The organism is Pseudomonas sp. FG43 (assembly GCF_057809175.1).
Genome location: NZ_JBMDJL010000001.1, coordinates 377,174 through 399,939, shown reverse-complemented (window position 1 = coordinate 399,939; position 22,766 = coordinate 377,174). Strand labels below are relative to the sequence as shown.

15 protein-coding genes and 7 pseudogenes are annotated in these 22,766 nt (G+C 51.2%); 12 read left to right on the top strand and 10 right to left on the bottom strand.

Annotated features, from left to right (window positions below; genetic code table 11):
* Positions 1-183 precede the first annotated feature (183 nt).
* The 5 genes from ACODS3_RS01855 to ACODS3_RS01835 all read left to right on the top strand — a co-directional run bounded on the left by ACODS3_RS01855 (position 184) and on the right by ACODS3_RS01835 (position 5,665).
* Positions 184-1,353 carry a tyrosine-type recombinase/integrase gene (locus tag ACODS3_RS01855; protein WP_489033004.1) on the top strand — a complete coding sequence of 390 codons (1,170 nt, stop codon included), beginning with the start codon at positions 184-186 and terminating at the stop codon, positions 1,351-1,353.
* Positions 1,346-2,887: a site-specific integrase gene (locus tag ACODS3_RS01850; RefSeq protein ID WP_489033002.1), complete on the top strand. Its 1,542-nt coding sequence runs from the start codon at positions 1,346-1,348 to the stop codon at positions 2,885-2,887. The genes ACODS3_RS01855 and ACODS3_RS01850 overlap by 8 nt, the downstream gene beginning before the upstream one ends.
* Entirely contained in the window at positions 2,877-4,970 is a 2,094-nt protein-coding gene (locus ACODS3_RS01845) for an integrase (protein WP_489033000.1), read from the top strand. Before ACODS3_RS01850 ends, ACODS3_RS01845 begins: the two co-directional genes overlap by 11 nt.
* Positions 4,970-5,383, top strand: a complete 414-nt coding sequence (locus tag ACODS3_RS01840) for a hypothetical protein (RefSeq protein WP_489032998.1) — start codon at positions 4,970-4,972, stop codon at positions 5,381-5,383. Before ACODS3_RS01845 ends, ACODS3_RS01840 begins: the two co-directional genes overlap by 1 nt.
* A 72-nt stretch (positions 5,384-5,455) precedes the next feature.
* On the top strand, positions 5,456-5,665 hold the full coding sequence (locus ACODS3_RS01835; RefSeq protein WP_489032996.1) for a hypothetical protein: 210 nt from the start codon (positions 5,456-5,458) through the stop codon (positions 5,663-5,665).
* Here ACODS3_RS01835 and ACODS3_RS01830 read toward each other — a convergent pair.
* Both ACODS3_RS01830 and ACODS3_RS01825 read right to left on the bottom strand, forming a co-directional pair.
* The gene (locus ACODS3_RS01830) at positions 5,662-6,444 is read right to left on the bottom strand and encodes an ABC transporter ATP-binding protein (protein ID WP_489032994.1); all 783 of its coding nucleotides are present in this window, start codon (positions 6,442-6,444) and stop codon (positions 5,662-5,664) included. The genes ACODS3_RS01835 and ACODS3_RS01830 overlap by 4 nt on opposite strands.
* Before the next feature lie 26 nt (positions 6,445-6,470).
* A pseudogene (locus ACODS3_RS01825) lies at positions 6,471-6,554 on the bottom strand (MarR family winged helix-turn-helix transcriptional regulator); the annotation flags it as partial.
* 623 nt (positions 6,555-7,177) lie between these two features.
* On the opposite strand from ACODS3_RS01825, the gene ACODS3_RS01820 reads away from it, so the two are divergent.
* The 3 genes from ACODS3_RS01820 (at position 7,178) to ACODS3_RS01810 (ending at position 9,027) form a co-directional block, all read left to right on the top strand.
* Positions 7,178-7,717, top strand: coding sequence for a hypothetical protein (locus ACODS3_RS01820; protein ID WP_489032992.1), 540 nt, complete (start codon positions 7,178-7,180; stop codon positions 7,715-7,717).
* A gap of 15 nt (positions 7,718-7,732) precedes the next feature.
* Positions 7,733-8,482: a helix-turn-helix domain-containing protein gene (locus tag ACODS3_RS01815; RefSeq protein ID WP_489032990.1), complete on the top strand. Its 750-nt coding sequence runs from the start codon at positions 7,733-7,735 to the stop codon at positions 8,480-8,482.
* Between the two features lie 356 nt (positions 8,483-8,838).
* On the top strand, positions 8,839-9,027 hold the full coding sequence (locus ACODS3_RS01810; RefSeq protein WP_260406134.1) for an AbrB/MazE/SpoVT family DNA-binding domain-containing protein: 189 nt from the start codon (positions 8,839-8,841) through the stop codon (positions 9,025-9,027).
* Positions 9,028-10,258: 1,231 nt separating this feature from the next.
* Here ACODS3_RS01810 and ACODS3_RS01805 read toward each other — a convergent pair.
* On the bottom strand, positions 10,259-10,951 hold the full coding sequence (locus tag ACODS3_RS01805) for a DUF896 domain-containing protein (RefSeq protein ID WP_489032988.1): 693 nt from the start codon (positions 10,949-10,951) through the stop codon (positions 10,259-10,261).
* 181 nt (positions 10,952-11,132) lie between these two features.
* On the opposite strand from ACODS3_RS01805, the gene ACODS3_RS01800 reads away from it, so the two are divergent.
* From ACODS3_RS01800 to ACODS3_RS01790, 3 genes and pseudogenes are all read left to right on the top strand, one after another.
* Positions 11,133-11,402: a helix-turn-helix domain-containing protein gene (locus ACODS3_RS01800; RefSeq protein ID WP_489032986.1), complete on the top strand. Its 270-nt coding sequence runs from the start codon at positions 11,133-11,135 to the stop codon at positions 11,400-11,402.
* A gap of 154 nt (positions 11,403-11,556) precedes the next feature.
* Entirely contained in the window at positions 11,557-12,408 is an 852-nt protein-coding gene (locus ACODS3_RS01795) for a reverse transcriptase domain-containing protein (protein WP_489032984.1), read from the top strand.
* A 20-nt stretch (positions 12,409-12,428) separates the two neighbouring features.
* A pseudogene (locus ACODS3_RS01790) lies at positions 12,429-12,547 on the top strand (IS30 family transposase); the annotation flags it as partial.
* A gap of 202 nt (positions 12,548-12,749) precedes the next feature.
* On the opposite strand, the gene ACODS3_RS01785 reads toward ACODS3_RS01790, so the two are convergent.
* Together ACODS3_RS01785 and ACODS3_RS01780 are read right to left on the bottom strand one after the other, a co-directional pair.
* Positions 12,750-13,613, bottom strand: coding sequence for a methyl-accepting chemotaxis protein (locus ACODS3_RS01785; protein ID WP_405046188.1), 864 nt, complete (start codon positions 13,611-13,613; stop codon positions 12,750-12,752).
* Positions 13,608-14,360, bottom strand: a pseudogene (locus tag ACODS3_RS01780) (MCP four helix bundle domain-containing protein); the annotation flags it as partial. The gene ACODS3_RS01785 and the pseudogene ACODS3_RS01780, both read right to left, overlap by 6 nt.
* Positions 14,361-14,705: 345 nt before the next feature.
* On the opposite strand from ACODS3_RS01780, the pseudogene ACODS3_RS01775 reads away from it, so the two are divergent.
* A pseudogene (locus tag ACODS3_RS01775) lies at positions 14,706-15,658 on the top strand (IS5 family transposase).
* Positions 15,659-15,776: 118 nt separating this feature from the next.
* On the opposite strand, the pseudogene ACODS3_RS01770 reads toward ACODS3_RS01775, so the two are convergent.
* From ACODS3_RS01770 to ACODS3_RS01750, 5 genes and pseudogenes are all read right to left on the bottom strand, one after another.
* Positions 15,777-16,283 (bottom strand): annotated as a pseudogene (locus ACODS3_RS01770) (methyl-accepting chemotaxis protein); the annotation flags it as partial.
* Positions 16,284-16,631: 348 nt separating this feature from the next.
* Positions 16,632-16,772 (bottom strand): annotated as a pseudogene (locus ACODS3_RS01765) (HAMP domain-containing protein); the annotation flags it as partial.
* Positions 16,773-18,374: 1,602 nt separating this feature from the next.
* Positions 18,375-18,690, bottom strand: a pseudogene (locus ACODS3_RS01760) (IS630 family transposase); the annotation flags it as partial.
* Positions 18,691-19,121: 431 nt separating this feature from the next.
* On the bottom strand, positions 19,122-20,192 hold the full coding sequence (locus ACODS3_RS01755; RefSeq protein WP_489032982.1) for an HD domain-containing phosphohydrolase: 1,071 nt from the start codon (positions 20,190-20,192) through the stop codon (positions 19,122-19,124).
* Between the two features lie 71 nt (positions 20,193-20,263).
* Entirely contained in the window at positions 20,264-22,756 is a 2,493-nt protein-coding gene (locus ACODS3_RS01750) for an ATP-binding protein (protein WP_304576052.1), read from the bottom strand.
* Positions 22,757-22,766 lie beyond the last annotated feature (10 nt).

The following is a 22,766-nucleotide window of genomic DNA, read 5'->3' as shown; positions in this document are numbered from 1 at the left end:
GTAAATGGTTAATAAAAACAGGGAGTTATTGTTGTTTTTTGCAAAAAAATAAATTGTAATCTAAGGTTTATTATTGTTTACCTGTTGAGTGTGTAAACAATGAACCCTTATAGAATCAAGCTTGTGCGGTTCGATAGTGGCGAACGGTTCCCTGTCCTTTGTACTCGGCAAGATGGTATGCCCGTGCACAGTGCCACGCTTTGGGTACTGACGGAGTTAAGAGCGGCTAACTTGTCAACGAGCACGCTCCATCAGGCACTACGCTCGCTGATGGTGCTGTTCATTGTTCTTGATGAACTAAAGATAGATTTATGCGCCCGTTTGCGCGACGGCCAGCTTTTAACGGTAGGAGATATAGAAGCGATCGTTGGGGCGTGTAAATTGCCAATTTCAGCGGGTGATAGAAAACGATTGGGGAATGGAGTATTTGCATGGTCATTTTCTACCAGTGGCTCAAGCTCTCAAAAAATTAGTCCCGCCACTATTGCCATACGGCTTTTATACATTGCCCGATACCTTGACTGGATTGCGACCGATCACTTACTAAAAACAGGGGCTGGACACCGGCATTTCTCTGGTTTGGAAAAACTACGGGAGCGGGTATCTGCATCCATAAAGGCTCGAATCCCTTCAGTACAACGGTTTTCAAATGTTACGCCTCGCGAGGGCCTAGCTGAGCAAGTGTTATCGCTGCTGCAACAGGTGGTCGCTCCAAAATTTGAGCAAAATCCGTGGTCGCATGAGTATGTGCGGCAGCGAAACTACTTAATGATTCGCTGGTTATTGTCCTTGGGGGTACGGCGAGGTGAATTGCTTGGTGTGAGAATTTCGGATATTAATTTTCAGACCAATGAAGTTTTAATTGCCAGAAGGGCAGATGATCCTGCGGATCCTCGGTTGAGACAACCCAATACCAAAACGAGCGGTCGCTTATTAGCGCTCGACGCAGAGTTGGCAGAACTCACTCGAGCGTATGTAATGTCCATGCGTCGCAATATTGCAGGCGCGCGTAAGCATGAATATCTTTGGGTGGCCGGTGGGACCGGTAAACCGCTGAGTCTTGCGGGACTAAATAAAGTGTTCGTAACTCTACGGCAGCACTGTCCGGAATTGCCGGAAAATCTCTGCCCCCATCTTCTTCGCCATACGTGGAATTGTCTGTTTTCAGAGGAGATTGATAGAAGCGATGTGTCGCCGGCAGTGGAGCAAAAACTGCGATCGCGACTGATGGGGTGGTCCGAAACATCTGGAATGGCGACTGTATATAACCAGCGCCACATCAAGAAGAAAGCCACCGCTGTGTCCTTACAAATGCAAAAGCAATTGCGTGTGGGAGCTTATCCTGATGAGTAAAAGTCCAGAGATAGGCGTCGTAACGCCTGGAAGTGATGTCTGTCCTTCACTTCCATCGTTAGTTCGGAGCAAAGGCGGAATTTTGTTTGACCCTAACCAGCCTATTTGGTCGTATCGGGACGGTGTGGACTCGGTTTACATGAATTTCTCTGGGCTGCATTTTTCCGTCGTGCTCTTGGCTTCAGTCCGCCATACGTTGATTTGGTTTGCTGAAAATAGGGCACCGAGTACCTTGATGGGACATTTTATAGGTTTGAAAGCGTTTGTCTTACGATTGCAGGAGGGGCGTGTTGAACCGTTAGAATTGATCGGCGGAAATGACGTATTGATACATTGCAATGCCAATGACTTTCGAACACGCAATCTCTTTGCGTTTTTGCGCCGATGGCATGCAATGGGTTTGCCGGGTATTCAGGATGATGTGGCGTACGTCCTGGGCATGAAAAAACTCCGAAAACGAGAAACGGGGATTGCCGTGTTGACGTGGGATCCCGAGTTGGGCCCCTTCACGCCAATTGAGCAAGTGGGTATTCAAGATGCCTTGAATGATGCATATGGCGCTGGACGTTTGAGTGAGGAAATTTACCTACTGGGATGGTTGTTTATTGCGTTGGGTTCCCGCCCTGTTCAATTGGCAGCCTTGAAAGTTTGTGATGTCGTGCGCTCTGTGGCTGCGGATGGAACAGAGTCTTTTCTTTTGCTCATTCCGCGGGCGAAGCAACAAAACCCACTGCTCCGCCAGGAACTCAAGCCGAGGGCGCTAGTGAATCAAATTGGCCGACCTCTGTTTGATTATGCTCAACGCGTAAGTGAGCGCTTTATTGGAGAGTTTCCAGACACCCAGCAGGCACCCCTGTTTCCTTTACCCCAGCAGTCACAGTATCTGGCGGATGGGCTAGGATGGGGCAGGTTCCATCGTACCAGCGAGAATTTACGGAAATTGTTAGTGTCTGGGTTGGACAAGCTGTCCGTTCGATCTGAGCGCACAGGGGCTGTGATTAATATCTGTGCCCTGCGCTTTCGGCGCACTTTAGGGACAAATCTTGCACGTGAAGGCCATGGGGTGTTGGTCATTGCGGACTTGCTTGATCATTCGCGAACCGACTCTGCGGGGGTCTATGTCGCCGCTACACCAGAGCTTGCAGTGCGGATTGAAAAGGCGACGGCGCTGTACATGGCGCCACTGGCTCAAGCCTTTAAAGGTCAACTGATAGCTCATGAGGGCAGTGCTGTTCGTGGGGCAGACCGTTCCAGCCGAATTATTGATCTGCGTATCGATCAAAGCGCACGGCCGATGGGGTCTTGTGGAAGCTTTAGTTTCTGCGGATTGAATGCTCCCGTGGCCTGTTACACCTGCCAATGTTTTCAACCTTGGTTGGACGGACCGCATGAGGCGGTACTGGATTTCTTGCTAGAGGATGCTAAACGCTATTCGGACCCGCGTATTGCGGCGATCAATGATCGAACGTTGCTCGCAGTGGCAGAGGTGATTCAATTATGTCGCAGCAGAAAGGGGCAGGCTCATGGACGATAGGGTTATCCTGTTCAAGCCCCGAGCAGAGCAGGCGGCTGAAGACAACCTTAGGGACTTCATTACCTTCGCCAGAGATTCTCTGACGGCCTTTGGTAGTGGATTGATCTTTGATGCAGACAGTTGGGATGTCACCAATTTTGTTCGATTGAAACGACGTAACTCTCGTTCAAGTATCCGATTTCATGGCTTCCCCAGTGGACGAGGGCAAAAGGATTCTTGTTGCTTACCTCAGCCTTACAAAGACTTTGCCAAAGCCTACTGCCGTTATGACTATGCGTTGTGTGCCTATACAACCGTCAGTTCACGATTGGCCGCGCTCCGGTCCTTGGCTGTAGCTTTGGAGGAAACGGAAAATTGTGTCACGCCTATCAAGGCAGGACTTGGGCACTTTAATCGCGCCTGCGCGATACTCAATAAGCGTTACCAAGCCTCTGCCGCCTTTTTTGCCGGTGTAGAACTCAAACGCATTTCGCAGTTTCTAGTAGAGCATCGACTCTGTACGGTGCCTCTACAATGGCAAAATCCGCTTCGGGCGCCAACGACCTTTGAGCGCCGCGTGGGCCCAGAGTTTGATGCATCGCGCCAGGCACGTTTGCCCTCGTCGGCCTCGTTAGAAGCGATTGCCGAAATCTTCGGAGCCGCCGAGAATCCAAGTGATGTCTTCACCTCCAGTGTGTGTGCATTGCTAGCGTCGGCACCGAGTCGCATTAATGAGGTGCTATCTATTTCAAACCAGTGCGAAGTCGAGGAGTTCGATCCAAAAACAAATCAACAATTGTATGGATTGCGCTGGCGGCCTTCAAAGGGTGGAAAGGCACAAGTCAAATGGGTGGTGCAATCCATGGCCAGCGTTGCTCGTGAGGCGGTGAGTAAGCTCAGGGTTATTTCCACACCGGCGCGAGAAGTGGCTCGGTGGTACGAGCAACATCCTAATGCGATGTATTTACCCATGGAGTTGGAGGTGCTCCGGGGGACGACATTAATTAGTTCAGAACAGGTGAGCGCAATTGTTTTTCTCACCCCGCCGCCCAATGGCAATCACGCACAGCGTGGGGCAGGGTGGTGCAGGAAGCAGAGGGTCGTTGCACACATTCCTTATGACCCTCAGCAAAAAAATGCTCCTAGATTTCTTTTCGCGGACATTGAACGAGTGATCATTTCGATGCTGCCAGCCAACTTTCCGTTGGCAGACCAAAAAAACAACCTCAAGTACAGTGAAGCGCTTTGCTTGACGCGCCTGAATGAGTTAAAGGGCGATTGGGGAACGTACCGTGGAGTAATCGTCTTGCCGGACACCTCTTGTGTCCAGAATCAATTATCCGGTACGCGAACGATTATCAGTGTTTTCGATCGCTTTGGTTACCGTGAGCCGGACGGCAGTCAGATGAAAATCACAACACATCAGTTCCGGCATTTTTTGAACACCTTGGCGCAGATGGGCGGATTATCGCAACTCGATATCGCCAAATGGAGTGGTCGCGCCAAGGTTGGACAAAACAGGTGCTATGACCACCAATCCGACAGGGATGTGTTGGCGCTCGCCAGGTCCGCTTTAGGTGATCCGGAAAAGTCGGCTGGGCACGTAGCGAGTATTCCGCCAAGTAGTTTGATTGCACGGGATCAGTTTGCAGCGCTGAAGATCGTGACCGCCCATACAACGGATCTGGGATATTGCCTGCACGATTTTTCCATGCTGCCGTGTCAGCTCTATCGAGATTGCCTTAATTGTGATGAGCATGTGTGTATTAAAGGTGATCTGGTCCGAGAGCAGGCTATACGTCAGCATCGTCAGGAAACCCAGGTCCTCCTCGCGAAAGCCTTAGAAGCGCTGGGCGAGGAGGCGTTCGGTGCCAACCGTTGGGTCGAACACCAGACATTGACCCTTAAACGACTGGATGAACTGTGTGCCATTTTTGAGGACTCTTCTGTTGCCGAGAACGCGATTATCCAGCCGCGTGGGGTCGTACCCGCGTCAAGATTGGAACAGTTACTTGCCCATCATCAAATTGTGAATGCGCGTGAACTTCAAGGCACGACCATTGAAGATCCAAATGTGCCACGCATAGAGTCTAAGGACCTGTAATGTCTCGTTCGAGAAACCTTACCCCAGTAGCTATAGAGCAGATCGTGTCGATCCTTGATGGCTGGTCTGGAAAATTGACTTGGGATCTGCTGATCCAAAGCGTCGCTCGCCGTTTGCGGGGGACCTATACGCGTCAGGCGCTTCATAAACATGAACGGATTAGACACGCGTTCACTCTACGCAAGCAAGCCCTCATGGATTCACCTGCATTGAAGAAAGCTGCCACCCCTGAACTGCAAGCGGCCTCCGATCGTATCGCCCGATTGGAGGGGGAAAACCAGCGTCTGCGAATGGAGAATGATCGCTTACTTGAGCAGTTCGCGCGCTGGGCCTATAACGCGTTCAGCCGAGGTTTGGATGAACAATTCCTATCCCGCCCTCTGCCTCCGACAGACCGGCAACGGACGCCTTAGGAAGCGCTCAGATCGAAGCTGACAGGTGCTGAGCTAATTCATCATTGGGTAATCAGGGGAGGGGCGCAATCAATGAGCATCGACAATACAACCCGACTCATCAGCACTCGAAGTGAGGTGAATGCCAACCAACTGCTTACTGCGGGCTGGACGCTTCTGCTGGTGGCCGACCGGCACCAGGGTGAACACCAGTGGGTTCTGTATGTTTTTGGATGGCAACGTGAAACTGAACCCGCTGAGATCACGTTCCACGGGATTGAGGATGGGCCTGATCCTTTTTAAGCGATCCAGTCCATGATGTGGATGGATTCGCCCCGTAGGCGGATCGTGATGGTTTGGCCTGCTGTCAATTCGTAGCGTTGCACAAGATGGCGGGGCGCATTCATGGTCAGTCGATCTTCCCCGCGCCACATTTCCACGCGTATGTGCTCACCCAACGGCAGAAGCCGCTCGATCCTTGTATGGACAGCGTTGTCCATCGGCCCAGGGTCGTGTTGTTGGGGCATAAGCAGAACACTTGAGGTAGGCAGCCCCCAGCTTACTGGCCGGCCTGGTGACCATTGGGGGTGCCGACGAACAAGTAGAGGCTGGCCACCCCAGTCGATCAGGGTGTGGCCCTCGCAATGTTCTTGCACGGTACCGGCAAAGATATTGCGCATGCCGACCAGGCGTGCGACTTGCGGCGTGTCAGGGTATTCGAGGACACGATCAGGCGAAGCGGTTTGAAGCGATTTTCCTTCGGCTAGGATGCACAGCCGATCAGCTAGCAGGGTCGCCTCCTCCAGGTCGTGAGTCACCAGAATTACCAGCATGCGCAGAACCTCGCGTAGCTCGGCCAACTCCTCGTACAGTGCCTCACGAGCAGCACGGTCTACCGCTGAAAAGGGCTCATCGAGCAACAACACTTTAGGCTCACGAGCCAGGGCTCGTGCAACAGCGACACGCTGCTGCTGGCCACCAGAAAGCTGGTGGGGGTGCCGATGAGCCAGTCCATGCAGATGCAGTCGATCCAGCAGTGCCATAGCGCGGGTGCGACGATCTTCAGCGGGTATGTCGCCCATGGCTTGCAGCACATTTCCAGCGCGCTCAGGAACATTTCTTCAGCCAGCACCTGAAGCCGAAGCCCCCCCTGCTTGACCAACGTTTCGACGGTATAGCACTGGGTATGGCTCCCGAATGGGATTACTTGCCCGACCGGTTCTGGTCGCGCAGGCGTGTGGCCCGATTCTCGCCGCGTTGGTGCTGGACGCATTCGGCCCGGAGCTTCTGTTGAGCGCGCTGTGCTGCTTGCTCTTGGCTTGCGTGGCAATTAGCTTCCAGCTTCCTGCGAAAAGTCGTGAGGCTATCTGAGCGTAAGCCGCCGAGGTGCGGTGCGTTATATCTAGGGACGGGCACATGGACAATGCCGTTTCTGCGCTATACCGTTGGCCCGCTGAAAATTCAGCACTGCTCCATCTACGCGACAAGCTGTAGATGATCCCCAACTGGCCAGAGTGATTCTCCGCCAGCGTGTATCCGGCTGATGGATGACCGATGACCACTGATACCGACGCTATCAAAGTCTGGTCCCTGCAACATAGGAAATGCTGCTCGCAATGCTTGGAGGAGTCACAGCATTGGCGTGACTTATGGGACCTCACCTTGGCGACGTGTTGCCCGGTCCACAAAAACAGCCTTCAGGATCATTGCTCTGTGTGTGGAGCGCAATTCAAGCCTGGGGTCATGGAGACGTTTGAGTGTACCGAGTGCGGTACGTCGCTTTCGTTTGGTGCCACCCCCATCAGAGCAGATTCCATGGCTTTGTGGGTAACTTGCGAATTTGAACGTCGCTTAAGGCATAGACCGACAAATTCAGATCCCCTGTCACATCTGACGATTAACGAATTTCACGAGCTTGCTAAGCGTTTTGGGGTTCGTGAATCTCATTCGGTGCTGGATAAACCATTGAAGCTTGCTGGAGCCGGCGCTTTGGCTGCTGCCATTCCCTTGGCGACCGCCGCCGGCCAGATTTTAAAAGACTGGCCACATGGTTTTTGGGCTTTTCTGGACAAGCTCGCCATTACTCGGCAGGCAGTACCAGGCTGGAAGCTTCGAAGTGTATTTGGGCAAACGTATAAAGATATCCACAGCGGGTTGAAGGGGGCCGCTTTTCAATTCGTCCGGAATGCGTTTGGACGCTACGTCGAATCTCGATGGGAAGGGCCATTGGCGCGACGAAATCGATATCTTTGCTCGGACACCATCACGAGTCATCGCTGGGTCTCAATTCAGGCGGCTGCCAAAAAGGTAAATGTCCCATCTGCTTTACTGCATCGCATGGTTGCCAATGGTTAACTGCCTCACCGTGAAATGAATTACCCATCCGGTCGCATCGGCTTGGTGGTGGATTATTTAGAACTTACGATGCGCGCGGAACAGTTCAAACATGCGGTAAGCCTGGAGGAAGCTGCTGATTGTTTAAGTATCACCAAGCCACGTGTCCATCAGTTGCTAGGTGCGGGCTTGCTGCGGCCTTTAGGTGGAAAACCATCGCCGGGGGAGCAATGGTGGATAGACGGCTCGTCGCTGAGTCACTTGGGAACGGCCCTTCCTTGCCCTCCCATAACAGATGGACTGGTCTCAATCACACAGCTTGCTAAGCTTGAACTGCCGACCAAAGGAAGTTTCGTCGAGCTTATCGCTTCTATTCAGGGAGGTGAGATTACTGCATATGTTGTGAATCCCGATGACGATATTGCGCTGGGAAAATGGCTTGTTCCTCGATGCCGCATTACCTCGATATATCGCAGTGGCCCGAACCTCAGCGTCGTGGAGGCTGCTTTCTTGCTCGGGGTCAAACAGGAGGTCGCCTACGCCTTGATTCGCAGCGGGCTACTGACGAGTTACTCGATTCGGTCTGGTCGTAGAACAGCACATTGTGTTCCCCAAGAAGCGATCAGGGATTTCAACCAATCTTTTGTTCTCGGTCCTGAGTTGGCGAGAATCAACAAAACATCCTTGAAATTGATCCCTTCCCTTATGCGTGAGCATGGAGTTCTGCCTGTTGCTGGTCCAGGAGTGGTGGGAGCCAACTGCAGGCAATACGTTTGGCCTAGGTAAGTTGATGCCGTTGATGCAGATGGGGTAATTTGGCGTAGGCCCACACGTATGGCTAGGCCAGGAAGACGTGTTCACCAGCCGCTATAAATATTCATCGTCTAAGCGCAAATGAGATGTATGCGTCCTGCTAGCTATCTACGCGCCCGACACAGCAGGCGAGTGAAACCGATCAGTGCTGCCGCACAAGTGGCAGCCGGTTTAGTCAGCGCCAACAGGTTACCGTCCGTTGAAGCTAAAACTTCCTCTATCTATGGACTAACAACCTGAAAATATCACTCGTCCCCTGCATCGGCAGGACGAGTGATAAGCTTCAGATATCCATTCAGTGCATCAGCATCGTTGGGAGGGAAGGTTTAATGACTGAATCAGTGCGGACGACTGTAACGTGTCAGGATCCAGGCGATGGCAGCGGGGACGTTATCATTGATCTCCCACCAGATGTCCTTGCAGCAATGAACGTCGGCTTCGGTGATTTGCTGAGCATCGAGTTGGTTAACGGCGCGATAGTGCTCAAACCTATTCGCGACACAGATACCAAATCCTGAATCGCATTTGACGCAGTGAGGCCGGTCGAGCCTCTGATCGATGTCGGCCATGGGCTGCACGTTCATGTCGTATCAGCGGCCAAATTGTAAAGTAGTGCAGGGCTAGGATGGCATTTGGAAGCAAGGTTTATGGGGGCATGTAAACCGCTTTTTTGATCTGTAGGCTACCAATGTTAACAGAGCAAAAAGTGGCTTACAGCAAACCGGGAATCACGCGTACTTGACCGGATTACAGCTCCTCATCATGAAATTTGATGGCGAACCTTTGGGCATGAGATCGCGCTGGGCGATCATCTGCGTATGCAGTCTATTCATCAGCTGCTCCAAAGTTGCGAGCGTGCTCGGGCGCAGCTGGGGCTGAAGTCATAAACCACCGCTGACAAGTCTGAGAGGTAGCTGGTGGCGTAGGCCCAAACATGCGTATGGCTAGGCCAGGAAGACGTGTTTACCAGCCACTATAAAAAGAGCCGATTAGGCTGCAATCCCAACGACGTAAGCGAGCCAATATTTAAAACACCGGAAAGTTATCCACTGAAAACGTAAGTATTTCTGTGGATAAAACGCTGCTTGCCAATGGCGGTAAGGAAAGCGGGACTTGGTTGATAATTGATCAGGTTATGTGCGGAGGATGTTTAACGCACTGATATTCGCTATGAGTATCTGAGCTATCAATCCCGAGATGAAAAATGCCAACTGGCACTTGCCTGTTTTGTTCGCGAGAAAGCCCATACCGTGTATGGCAGGGCTTTACCGGTCACTCACCCTTTTTGTGCTTATGCACATCTAGGTCAGGATGCTTAGGCTTGTTCTCTGGGGTAACACGACGACGCTGATCAGTCTTTCCAGTTGATTCAGCAATCGGTTTAGGGCCAGGTTTAATCGCCATCCAGTTTGCTCCTTTAATTGACAGATATATGCCTTCGCAAACGACAGCCGTATAAGCGTTCGCTCAGTATGGCCAAGAGACCAATGGCACCCAGAAACTGTAGCTCGATATTTTTATGCCATTATTGCTCACCAAACTTTATTTTCGCTCTCCTGGTAGGCCGCTTTTTTCTATTCTCAGGGGAGTTGCGCCCTAAAGGAGTGCTATCTAGGTGCCTCAAGGGTTTGACCCCCTTGACCACTAGCTACAACTCCCGACCTTACCATTCAAAACCCGTGGCGGTTCGTTGCGCTTGAGCGCATCACCCACTAGCCAACGGATCAGTCCCTAGAATGGGCATTCGTGTCATTCACACTCGTATACGTCCCAAGCGTTGACCCAGTAGTACTCCTGCTGGAAACCGCCCGGCCTCAGACCTGGTGCGCCGATAACCTCAGCCCGTTCCACGAAGACCTTCACCTGATCACCATCTACCTGTTCAACGGTGCCTTGATACCGAATGTTCTTCTGATCTTGGCACACCCGTGCGCCGACATGCTTCACCTTATAGGCGTCGCGGCGCTGCTGCTCCTGCTTGTCGGTAACCGCTTTCTCGCGGGCTCGTTTGGCAAGTTCATTCTGGCGATCTATCGACACATAACCCCAGTCTGCGACATTGATATCGAAGGTTTTATCATCGGCGGCACGCTTCTCAAGCACATTGAATCCCCCCGTTGTCCGGACGGCGAAGGTTTCGATTCGCTTGGGAAACGAGTAACAGAGAAAGCCCTCCGTGCTTTTGACGAACGGGATCACAGTACCGTCGGTGTGAGAGCAATAGCGTTCAAGGTCGGCCCTGATACGAGATGCTTCCGCCGTATCAAAAACACGTGCGCTAATCCCTATACCTGGCGGCCAAACATCGACATGGGTCTGGGGCGATTCGGCCTTAATGATCTCCACACCTGCTTTCTCGGGCGAGAGATTGGCATATGGATACATCAGAGACGCGCAGCCAGAAAGCGCACAGACCATCAGAGCTGTAATTCCTTTTTTCATCATTCTTCACCTTACCCAGCGAGCACAGCTCTTTAGCCATCCTGTTCTGCTTTTCTTGACGATTTCTTTGGATGGCGATTCTGGGTAAGCGTATTTCAAATGATCAAAAAAATGAACACTATAGATTGTAGTTCTAAAGTGTTCGCTGGCGCTCCATAGTTCCTTTTGTGAGCGAAGCAAAATGGAACTGAAGCAGGCCTTTGGGGCGGCCCTGAGAAGGATCAGAAAAAACAAAGATTTGACGCAGGAAGACTTTTCGCAGGTCAGTAGCCGAACCTACCTCAGCACCCTGGAACGGGGCCTTAAAAGCCCCACGCTTGAAAAAATCGAAGAGTTGGCTTCGGTGCTTGATGTCCACCCGCTGACGATTCTCACCAGTTGTTACCTCCTTCAGGATCAGGAGCTTAGCGTTGAGGAACTCTTTCATCGTGTCCGCGGTGAGCTAGCGTAAGTGTCTGGCGAATACACCTTCAGAATCCCTAGATTAAGGACGATGGTGTCCACCTAAAATTGACATGCCCCCCGCGCTCCGGACACTGAGCCGGATCAGTTGCGCGTTGATGGGACTTGAAGGTGTACGTGAAGCGGCCCGAAGGGACAAGGGCATGCAGTTCACGGCATTGCTGCATCACATCACACCGCAATTATTGGCGCAGGGTTTCTACGCACTGCGCCGTGACGCGGCGATAGGTGTGGATGGCGTGTCGTGGCGAGAGTATGAGGAAGGTCTTCTCCAGCGGCTGAACGATTTGCACACAAGGCTTCACAATGGAGCCTATCGGGCAACGCCGTCGCGGCGGGTTTTTATTCCCAAAGCTGACGGGAGGCAGCGTCCGCTGGGCATTGCCTCCCTGGAGGATAAGATCGTGCAGCAGGCAGTTGTTATTGTTCTGAATGCGATCTATGAAGAAGACTTTCTAGGTTTCTCGTATGGGGTTCGGCCGGGGCGCAGCCAGTATGATGCGCTGGATGCGTTAACGGTCGCGCTGAAGGGGCAGAAGGTGAACTGGATATTGGATGCAGATATCACGTCGTTCTTTGATGAGATCGATCATGAATGGATGCTGATGTTTCTAGGACACCGGATTGCGGACCGGCGTTTGCTGGGACTTATCTGCAAATGGCTTCAAGCGGGTGTTGTTGAGGATGGCCGTAGGGTGGCTGCGACCAAGGGGACTCCCCAAGGCGCAGTGATCTCGCCGTTGCTGGCGAATATCTATCTTCACTACTTGGTGGCTTTCGTTCGGCTGTGTGTCGCCTATGGCGGCACGCCCTCAAACGTCGCAGCCAGCGTCATCGGCTTCAATGGTCACGCTACGGACGCCTTGCCAACCTCTACATACCAAGACCCAGAAATGCACATCCTTACCCTGAGGATCGCTTCGCGTCACGTACCCAAGGCAGGAGCCGTATACGGTAGTTCCGCACGTACGGATCTGTGCGGGGGGGACAGGTAACTGCCATCCCTACCGCGACCGGCGATCTGATCAAGACAAGGGCAATGCCCAGGCGATCAGCATGCTTGTTGAGCGCACCAGTGGTTATGTGATCCTGATAAAAATGTGCGATGACATCGCAACCTCGTCAGTACAAGGGTAACGTAGCGCTGAACAGTGGAAAGCTACTTATGGTTCTTATGAGGTTGAGTAGATGAAAGGCGTAAATTTAAGGGGCCTATGTCTTGAAAAAGCTGATACGGCAAGCCCGCAAGGTGATGGCCTCGCAGGCATTAGGGGTGTTGATGTAAATAACTGTCAAACAGAATGTTGGAATGATCGCAACTGAGGCCTTCGGATTGTCAGATGACGAATCGGGCAACCATCGAGCGCAGCTCTTGCGCCAAGCGCGACAACTCATGACTCGCAGCGCTGGTCTGGTTAGCTCCTGCCGCTGATTGGGAGGCCAGATCGCGAATATTCACTAGGTTACGGTCCACCTCACGGGAAACCTGCGCCTGCTCTTCCGATGCACTGGCGATCACCAGATTGCGTTCGTTAATCAGGTTGATCGACTCGGTGATCTGCTCCAGTGCGCCCCCTGCCGCCCGGGCGCGTTCCAGGGTGTCCTGGGTTCGCTGGTTGCTTTGCTGCATCGACTGCACGGCTTCACCGGTTCCGTTCTGGATACCTGCCACCATCTGCTCGATCTCGCGGGTCGACTGCTGGGTACGGTGCGCCAGAGCCCGTACTTCATCGGCTACCACTGCAAAACCACGACCCGCTTCGCCGGCACGGGCTGCCTCGATAGCGGCGTTGAGGGCCAGCAGGTTGGTCTGTTCGGCGATCGCCCGAATCACGTCCAGCACCTGTCCAATGTCGCGGCCTTGGGCAGCCAGGCCTTCAATCATGGCCGAAGTGTCCTGCACATCCCGGGTCATAGCCTGGATTGCTTCCACGGTTTCCAGGACCCGGCAATGACCTTCGCGCGCTGCGTGATTGGACTGCTGTGACGCCTCAGAGGTAGAAACGGCATTGCGCGCCACCTCTTCTACCGCACTGGTCATCTCATTAACCGCGGTGGCCGCCTGCTCGATCTCGTTGTTCTGCTGTTGTAGCCCCCGAGAAGCCTCTTCGGTCACAGAGCTGAGTTCTTCCGCCGCCGAAGCCAACTGTGTGGCCGAGCCAGAGATCTGTTCGATGGTCTTGCGCAAGTTGCCCTGCATGGTGGATAAGGTGGTCAGCAGGCGAGCCGGTTCATCAGTACCCTCGATCTGAATCGGCTTGCTCAGATCACCGCTGGCGATGATCTCGGCGGTTTCGACGGCCTTCTTCAATGGCGTAACAATGCTGCGGGTCAGCAGCCAGGCCAACAATACAGTCAGTAGAGCGGCCATCACCGAAACGGTGATAATGCCGGTGCTGGCGTTGTCGTATTGCTTGCCGGCTTCATCTGAAGCAGCCTTGGCAGCGAGCTTGTTGATTTCCACCAGCTTATTAAGCTGTACGCCCATCAGATCAGTGCCGGCCTTGATCTGGGTGTTGATCAGGCTGCGCAAGTCCTCCAGCTTGTTTTGCCGGGACAGTTCCACCATGCGTTCCTGATCCTTGAGGTAGGTGTCGAGAGTAGCGGAGAACTCACGGTACTTTGCCAACTCCTCACCTCCAGCAGGCAGGTCGGAGTAGCTCTTCTGGTCCTTTCGCACCTTATCCACCAAAACGGTAATACGCGCGTAGGCCTCATCCAGGGCAGCGGGCTCGCGATTGACCAAGACTCGAAAAGACAGGATGCGCATCCGCAGCACACCCTCTATCACGTTGCCTAGGTAGCCCACACTGGGTAACTGGTTGGTCTGTACTTCAATCGTAGCCTGGCGCATCAACGTCATGCGGGAATGGGCGAAGACGCCCAGCACAATCACAAGCATTGCAATAAATGCGAAACCGAGAAAAGCACGAGGGGCAATATTCATACTACGTAGCGACATGGAAATCTCCCTGAAAGGTTCTTCTATTTTAAATTAGAAATTACTATTGATTGTATTGCTTTGATAGTGCCTCGATATTTTAATTTTTTGAACCCACTATTATCGGCCGCGTTTGAGATTTTCCAGAGGTTGGATGAAAATATTTCTGCTATTACTGGATACCTACTGCACCATGATTTCCGACTCAAAATTTTTCCTCATTAGAGGGGAGATTAACATTTGGAATGTCGCTATCAGGACATGATTTAGGGAAACTCCGATCAAGTATGAACACTATAATCAGCCCCTATTGAAATAAATACCTATAAACCATGACGGGCAGTCGTACCCATGAGCCAGATGAGCTTTTCCGATTTTGAGTACGCTGGCAAACGAAAGCAGACTCGTCGAGAGCGCTTTCTGATCGAGATGGAGCAGGAGGGTCTGGTTGCCCTGATCGAGCCGCACTATCCGAAGACCTAAACCGTCCCCTTGTAAACTATGCTGCGTATTCACTTGCTGCAGAACTGGTTTTCACTGAGCGATCCAGCCATGGAAGAAGCGCTGTACGAGATAGCTTCGATACGCCAGTTTGCTCGGCTGACGCTCAGCGCCGCGATACACGAATACACGACGATCATGAATTTCCGGGACCTCTTGGAGAAGCATCAACTCGCGGCAGGGATTCTGGAAACCATCAACAACTACCTGTAAGACAAAGGCCTGTCGCTACGCCAGAATACGGTTATCTATGCCACAATCATCCATGCGCCCAGTTCGACCAAGAACAAGGAAGGTAGACACAATCCAGAAATGCATTAGACGAAGAAGGGTAACCAGTACTATTTCGGCATGAAGGCCCATATCGGCGCAGATGCTGAATCGAGTCTGATGCATTACGTTTATGGCACTGCTGCGAACGTGGCAGGTTGCACATCTGCTGCATGGCGCAGAGAACGTCGTCTGTGCCGATGCGGGCTATACCGGTGTTGAGAAAAGACCAAAGTATGAAGGGCGCAGTGATCTGGCAGATCGCTGCGCGATGCAGCATTACAAGCACTTGGGCAAGCGTTGTGTGCTCTACAAAGCCAAGCGCAAGATCGAAAACGTCAAGGCGCAGGTACGCGTGAAAGTGGAGCATCCATTCTGGGAGATCAAACGCCAGCTCGGCGTAAAGACTCGCTTTCGCGGCTTGGAGTAAGAATGCGGCGTAACTGACGTCGCTGTTTGCGCTGTCAAATCTATGGATGGCGCGCCGGCAGTTATTGCCGGCGCTGCGTGAGAGGTGCGTTTGTAACGGGTAAAACCAGAGCAAGCCCTGATTCTACGCCGATTGGCGATTAAAAAACGGGGCTGGCGGTGTCAAAGTAATATTCACTGAGCGCTCTGGGCAACTTGTTCGGAGTTTCCCTGGCGCCTTATTCAGACCTTGAAGCTCTCGACCTGGATTTTTAATTCTTGATAGAGCACTGTTATTTTTTTGGTCTGGCTCTTTACTTCGTCTGACATCCTACTGACACCGTCGGTTTGCTCTTTTAATGAAAGTAGATTTTCACTTATATCATGTGAAGCTTGTGCTTGTTCATCAGTCGTAATCGCTGTTTTAGTTGCCATATTCTGTACCTTGTCAAAGGAGGCGCTAAGAGTGTCAAAAATTTCAGTGACTTGATCTATTTGAGCGACAGTTGTGTCTGCATTATTACGACTATTACGAATAGCCATTGTCGATTCGGAAACGCTCATCTTAAGCCGTTCTATCATTTCTTCAATCTCCCGTGTACTGTCCTGTGTGCGAGTGGCAAGCATACGGACCTCGTCAGCAACGACCGCGAAGCCTCTACCTTGCTCGCCTGCTCGCGCCGCTTCGATAGCAGCATTAAGAGCCAGCAGATTGGTTTGATCAGCAATTTTTCGGATCACCTCTAGAATCGAGACAATTGCCGCTGAGCTCTGTTCCAGATCGGTAGAGCTTTTCAATGCGAGTTCAATATCAACGACGAGCCGCTCAATCGCTTGGTTGGAGATGTTTACCGCATTTTTTCCTTGGTAGGTCAGTTGGCTGGAGAGGTTAGCTTCGGCAGCCGTGTCCTTAGCTAAGCCTGCCATCTGCTGATTAGAAATGCTCATATTATTGCCAGTACTGACCATCGAGTTTGACGAAATAACCATCTGCTCACTTATGCGGCCGGCCTCTTCTGATACCGTATTGAGTTGACCTGTCATGCCTCCCAACATAACTGACTGTTTTTGTATAGCACTCATAATCTCGCGGAGGTGCTCTACAAAAGAATCAAACTCTCTAGACAGATCGCCGAGCTCATCTCGGGATTTTGAATTGATACGCAACGTTAAATCACCATCTCCTGCTGCAATCTCTCGTATACGACGTGTAATATTTTGCACGTTGCGCGTAATCATCAGAGGAACGTAATAACCTACTGCTAAGGCTAGCAAAAAAGCTAAGGCGATCACAGCGATCGCAAACTTCTCATAAGTTGAGACTCTTTCCTTGACTTCATCTTTTTGTTTGCGGGCGTGTACGTTAACCGTTTCACCTGCTTTGTCCAGTACATCCCTAATAGCTGTAAAACGTTCGTCCGCAATCAATTTTTCTTTAGAAAGCATGGCTTGGCTCTTGGAACTTGAAGAATCCAGAATAGCGCGACTCTTTGCTATCCACTCGCTGAATAAAGTATCGAAGTGTTCATAAGGCCTAGTGAGTTCGGGCTCGCGTATGAGGTAACTCCGGTAGTTATGAAAGCGCTGTAAAGCCTGTTGAATATTTTCCTCAAAAAAAGCTCGATTTTCGACAGTCGAGCCTGAACCTGCTGCCATTTTCTGTAGGGAGAGTCTAGCCTGATAAATATCGCGGTCAGCGTTAAGCACCTCGGAGAGTGCCTCGACATATTGTTGAAGATCGACTCCGTTATTCGGCTGCACACTCTTATATTGCGTGTGCTGACGTAAGCGTTCCCCCGCATCATCAAGCATGTCGCGGATTTCTTGGAACCGCTCATCTTGTTTCTGCAAGGCTTCAGATAAGACTTTTCCTGTTTTAAAGGAAATATTCAATGACTTGCTGGCTTCCATCCATTCAGTATAAAGCTGATTAAAATTACCAAAGGGCTTCAATAGTTGTGGCTCCTCTGCGAGAAACTGTCGAAATTTACTAAAGCGATCAAATACCTGTTGCGCATTCGCATAAAAATCCGCTTGATTATCGGTGGCCTTACCATCTCCACTCATCAGTCGCTCTTGTGCTATCAGAGCTTGATAAATATCTCGATCTGCATTTAAGACCACTGAGACGGCCTCAAAATAGTTTTCTGCCTGACGCCGCATTGCCTCCTGCTGGACCCGACTCATAAGTAGCATTAACAGCAGCAACCCTGCAATTATCACTGCCAGAAGAGCTATTGGCGATATCATTTGAACGCGAACAGAGTGCAGACGCATACACTTCTCCCTAACTAAAAATTAAATTAATTTATACAAGCGACAGCCGAGCAAATACCATGGCGCACGAATATAAGGCTTATATTTCCTCATAAATAAATCCCGAAAAAAATAACGCCTCTATCCCCATTTTTTAAACCCGCTAAAATTATTTTTTACTTGCGGAGCCAATACTTCATGCTTAGCATATTTAAACGCTCCGCCTGAGTGCCCCCCTAAAAACCTCACCACTCATACTGCATAATAATTTTTGTGTATGAGAAGAACCCAAATTCTTAGGAAAATACTATGAAAAATCATAAAAAGTTGCGCAAAGTATTTGGATGCTTTCTATTACGCATACAAGGTTAAATTGATTGTATACTTGTAGTCGGCCACCTTGCCTTTCCTATTCTTGGCTAGCCCTATATATACATCAGGTAATCAGTTTTCACATGTTAATTATAACGAGCCTTGAGTGCTAAAAGCACATATAAAATATAGCTTACTAACGGGGGGGCGCCACAAATAAAAAAAATATTTCAAAATTGATTTTTTGGCTATAATGATATCAAATGGCCATATTCAGGTTTTTAAAAATAAACTTACTAATATCCTGTCTTCGATAAAACGTTCTCTTTTCTCTCGAGCACTCTGGATCTTGCGCAAGATGTCTTCACCTTTTGCGCTCCAGACATGCCTGAGCGTTGTGCAGCGCTAAAAACGTGGTAAGGGAACTGGCCAATTCGCGTGTCGAGCTGAAGCTGCCGTCGCGTAGGTAAACGATGATATCTCGGAAGATGCGATCAACCATGTTTATCCAGTAGCTTGAGGTAGGGGTGAATGCAGGTGGAATCGTGGATGTAAGCCATTCCTTGGCTACAGGAGGCTTGTGAGTGGCAGTTACTTCCGCATCTGTGAGCGCCTGCCTGTTCTGCGCAAGGTGTGTTACCCGTTCACTTACAGTGTAGGCCCTATTTTCTATGTTGGTTCATTGTGAGCGCTTGTGACCTCGCATACGAACTCTACGTGATCGGTACCAAGGCGATTATGAGTCCAACGTCCTTGTTGAAACAGCTTAGGTTGCAGTTATGGGAAGGCCTCCTTCGATTTCTTACAAAGTCTTAAACGAACTGATTGCCTGCCTTCACTCGAATCAGTGAATTTAGAGGGTTTAACTGTCTTAACCAGCAAAGACGCTAATTTCCTATTAGCTCACGGCTACGTTTAGTACCACTCTGGTCGCTTATCTGCCCGCGACGATATCTCCATCTACTCGGGATTCACAGAATTGATGTCACCATTTCAAGCCTTTCACTAGATAAGCGGTGTTTAGCGGTCGTCCATACACTTCCTTTGGATGGGATTAAGCCTTTCGACTTCATTGATTATTTCGCAAAAAGCTTCACTCAAAACAGGATCGAAATGGCTACCGGCATTTTCTTTAATATAAGTAGTGGCGGCTTCGATGTCCCACGCCGGTTTGTAGGGACGGACCATGCGCAAGGCGTCATAGACATCGCAGAGGGCGACAATTCTTGCGCTCAGGGGAATATCTTCGCCCTTCAGGCCCGAAGGATAGCCTGTACCGTCCCATTTTTCGTGATGTCCCAAAGAAATTTCCGCGGCCATATCGGTTAATCCTGAGCCGTGAGGGTCGTGTAGGATTTCATAACCGATGCGGGGGTGCGCCTGCATCTGTGCACGCTCTTCGCAAATCAGCGGACCAGGTTTTTGCAGGATGCTATCCGACACGCCTATCTTGCCTACGTCGTGCATGGGCGCTGCTTGTCTGATCAGGTCGCACCAGCTAGCTGGCATGCCGATTTTTCTGGCCAGCAGCGCAGCCGACTGCCCGATGCGGTCGATGTGATTGCCGGTATCATTGTCTCTATAGCTGGCTGCACGGCTCAAGCTGCGGAGCATAGCGCGGTAGCTCTCCTGGAGTTGTGTCGTGCGTTGTTCCACCTTGATTTCCAGCTCGTGTTTGGCAATCTGTAAAAGACGGCTGCTTTGAGCGAGCATCAGGCTGCTACGAACTCTCAACAGAACCTCGGGCATATCGATGGGCTTGCAGATGTAATCGTTGGCGCCTTTTTCAAGACCAATGCGTCGACTATGTGGGTCATCTAGTGCGGTGACTATTATGATCGACGAGGCGGTACGGTCCCTGGCCTGTAAGGCGTCGAGGATATCGAAGCCATTTGGTGCAGGCATATCGATATCCAGCAGCAGGAGGTCCCAATTGTTGTCCCGACACCACTGCAGACCCTCTGCGGAGTTTGAGAAGGTTTGAATATGCTGCAGGTTAAAGGCGCGCAGACAGGACTCCAGCAGGAGGATGTTGGTGGCTACATCGTCAATAATGACGATGACGGCATCGCCTCTGATGGTTGAGAACATCTTTCACTCCTTCCGCGACTTTTGTACGGAATAGGTCTTTGCGATTTTGCCGACAAGGATTGTTTAAATCCTTAATTTTTTTGGCTAAAAGCCTTCGGCAGCTCTATCCAGAACCGACTTCCTGTTGCGACCTTGCTGATGACACCCATCTTGCCGCTCATGAGTTCCGCCAGCTCCTGGCAAAGCGCGAGGCCGATCCCTGTCCCCTGGATTTTTGAGTTCTCTTTACCCAAGCGTTGAAATGGCTGAAACAGTTGTTCCTGCAGATCAGGATCGATACCTTGTCCATTGTCCTCGACAAAAAGACGGACAATCTGCTGCCTTTCATCAACTTCAGCCCCCATGACAATAGACCCATTTGTCCGATTGTATTTCACTGCGTTCGTTAACAAGTTGATGAGCACCTGTTTGGTACGTCTACCGTCAGCCATGACGAGACACGGCAGTGGCAGTGGCAGTATTTTCAGAGATAAACCTTGTACGACGATCTGCGGTGTGATCATAGCGAGGCATTCTTGAAACAATGTCTCGACATCAACGGGTTTGAGCGTGATACGTGGCGCTTCAGCTTGCAGGCTTGACCATTCCAGGAGATCCTCGACAAGCTGCTGTAGGTGAATGCTGGCGTTCATTATCTCTTGTGTATATGCATGCGCTTGTGCTGGGCTTACGTCGGGGTGCAGTTGACTGAGTTGGGCGAATCCTAGGATCGCGTTCAGCGGTGTTTTGAGTTCGTGGCTCATGCTTGAGATAAAACGCGATTTCGTCTGGCTTGCGGCTTGGGCCTCAATGGTTTTTTCGCGTAAATCTTGCTCGACCTGTTTGAGGGTATCGATGTCGACGCACGTGCCGACAACTGTTGTGGGGTTGCGAGTGGTCGGACTGCTCAAGGTGCTGGCGCGACAAAGCAGCCAGATCAGTTCGCCCTGCCGGTCAGGCAGGCGAAATTCGACTTCGGCTACGCAGGAATCATTGGCCTGGACGGTTTCGAGCAAACGCCAGAAGCCCTGCCGATCTTCCTCCGGCATGAGTCCCAGCAGGAACTTGGGCGAGACGTTTTCTGCTGCCAGCCCAAAACGGTTGCAGAGAGGCCCCTTGAACATAAAGGTATCCGATTGCGGGGTGTATTCCCACATGCCTTCGGTGACGTTTTCCAGCACGATTTGGAGTCGTTGCTGGGCTGCTCTCTGCCGAGCGTCCGCTGCGGCCAGTTGCCTGCCCATGTCCAAGGTTTGACTGGACATGGTATTCAACTCTTTGATGTTTGAGCGAGGAGCCAGTGGGGCCCAATTGCCTTGTCCAATTTCGCGTATCATGTTGGCCAGCCCTAGCATTGGGGTGGTGAGTTGTTGGCTCAGATTACGCGAGCGCATCCATAGGTAGGCAAAAAAAACAGCATAGAAAGCCAGTAGACCAGCGACCATCAAATACCCAACATATTGGAAGTGTCTTGCCTGATGCTGGACTTCCTGCGTGACTATATGCTCCTCCACCACTGCCAGCAGGTTCCACTCTGCCGAAAGGATCTTGCTCCAGGCTATCAGGTGCGTGCGCTGGTCCAGTTCTGTGGAAATCAGCCCGTTTTGCTGGAGGTTTAGCGCTAAGTCAAGTGCGCGAAGGTCCGGATGGGATGCCAGGGAAAATTCTGAAGACTTGAAGTGTTCGTGCCTAATCTTCTTGTAACCGTCCCTGTTCTCACGCGGAGGCACGCCAAAGTCGCTTTCACCCTCAGTTGGCAGAGCCATGATGGTGTGTTCCTTGCTCAACAGCGTCAGGTAGCCAACCCAAGGTACATGGAGTCTGGCAATTTTTTGCAGAATGGCATCCACTGTTACGTCGATACCCACAACGCCTTTAAGGGTGTCACCGACGTAGACCGGTGTGACCACGGACATCATCCAACCCTTGCCCGCCGGATCTAGATAGACGTCAGTCCATACCGGTTTACGAAGGGGGTTATGTTTGGCGTCTGCCAGGTAGTAGAAGTTGAACAGTGGTATGTTCATGTCATGCGGGTACTGGGTTAACGTATTGATCCAAGGGTAAATGCGGTTGTAGCTGTCGGCACTGTTGAAGTACACGCTGGTGATCAGCTGATTGCCTTCCTTGAGTGCCTTCATCATGTAGTCCACACGTTTGAGGCGAGAGACCATGTCCAGGTCTTGGCGGTCCAGAGGTGTGATATTGGAATAGAACGACGCAGCACCTCCATCATTAACATCGCTATAGCGTACGCCGTCCGGGCTGGTGGTCAACTTCGCGGGCTCGTAGGGTAGGGTTTCAGCAAGCTCCGTTTCGACAGTGCTGGCTAGCAGTCGAGACAAAGAGCTGATCTGTTCTAATTCACTATCAACAATGTCGGCGTTCTGTTTTACCGAGGCTTGCAGTTCTCGAGTGGCATTTTGATGTAAATAGTCGCTTTGCGAATCGAGAATTGATTGATTCGCCAGAAAGTAAGCGATCAGCAACGCGAGCTCGACCACGACCAAGGGCACGAGGCTCGTTCGCAAAAAAGCCCGCCAAATCCAACGGCGGAAATCAATGCTGGGCTTGATCTGGCTCATGAGGCGTTCC

What these genes read in the sequence shown, in the direction of transcription:
- ACODS3_RS01810 (WP_260406134.1), top strand. Translation starts at nt 8,839, where the DNA reads ATGACTGAATCAGTGCGGACGACTGTAACGTGTCAGGATCCAGGCGAT.
- ACODS3_RS01795 (WP_489032984.1), top strand. Translation starts at nt 11,557, where the DNA reads ATGCAGTTCACGGCATTGCTGCATCACATCACACCGCAATTATTGGCG.
- ACODS3_RS01835 (WP_489032996.1), top strand. Translation starts at nt 5,456, where the DNA reads ATGAGCATCGACAATACAACCCGACTCATCAGCACTCGAAGTGAGGTG.
- ACODS3_RS01830 (WP_489032994.1), bottom strand. Translation starts at nt 6,444, where the DNA reads ATGGGCGACATACCCGCTGAAGATCGTCGCACCCGCGCTATGGCACTG.
- ACODS3_RS01800 (WP_489032986.1), top strand. Translation starts at nt 11,133, where the DNA reads ATGGAACTGAAGCAGGCCTTTGGGGCGGCCCTGAGAAGGATCAGAAAA.
- ACODS3_RS01845 (WP_489033000.1), top strand. Translation starts at nt 2,877, where the DNA reads ATGGACGATAGGGTTATCCTGTTCAAGCCCCGAGCAGAGCAGGCGGCT.
- ACODS3_RS01850 (WP_489033002.1), top strand. Translation starts at nt 1,346, where the DNA reads ATGAGTAAAAGTCCAGAGATAGGCGTCGTAACGCCTGGAAGTGATGTC.
- ACODS3_RS01805 (WP_489032988.1), bottom strand. Translation starts at nt 10,951, where the DNA reads ATGAAAAAAGGAATTACAGCTCTGATGGTCTGTGCGCTTTCTGGCTGC.
- ACODS3_RS01840 (WP_489032998.1), top strand. Translation starts at nt 4,970, where the DNA reads ATGTCTCGTTCGAGAAACCTTACCCCAGTAGCTATAGAGCAGATCGTG.
- ACODS3_RS01755 (WP_489032982.1), bottom strand. Translation starts at nt 20,192, where the DNA reads ATGTTCTCAACCATCAGAGGCGATGCCGTCATCGTCATTATTGACGAT.
- ACODS3_RS01785 (WP_405046188.1), bottom strand. Translation starts at nt 13,613, where the DNA reads ATGCAGGGCAACTTGCGCAAGACCATCGAACAGATCTCTGGCTCGGCC.
- ACODS3_RS01815 (WP_489032990.1), top strand. Translation starts at nt 7,733, where the DNA reads ATGAATTACCCATCCGGTCGCATCGGCTTGGTGGTGGATTATTTAGAA.
- ACODS3_RS01750 (WP_304576052.1), bottom strand. Translation starts at nt 22,756, where the DNA reads ATGAGCCAGATCAAGCCCAGCATTGATTTCCGCCGTTGGATTTGGCGG.
- ACODS3_RS01820 (WP_489032992.1), top strand. Translation starts at nt 7,178, where the DNA reads ATGGCTTTGTGGGTAACTTGCGAATTTGAACGTCGCTTAAGGCATAGA.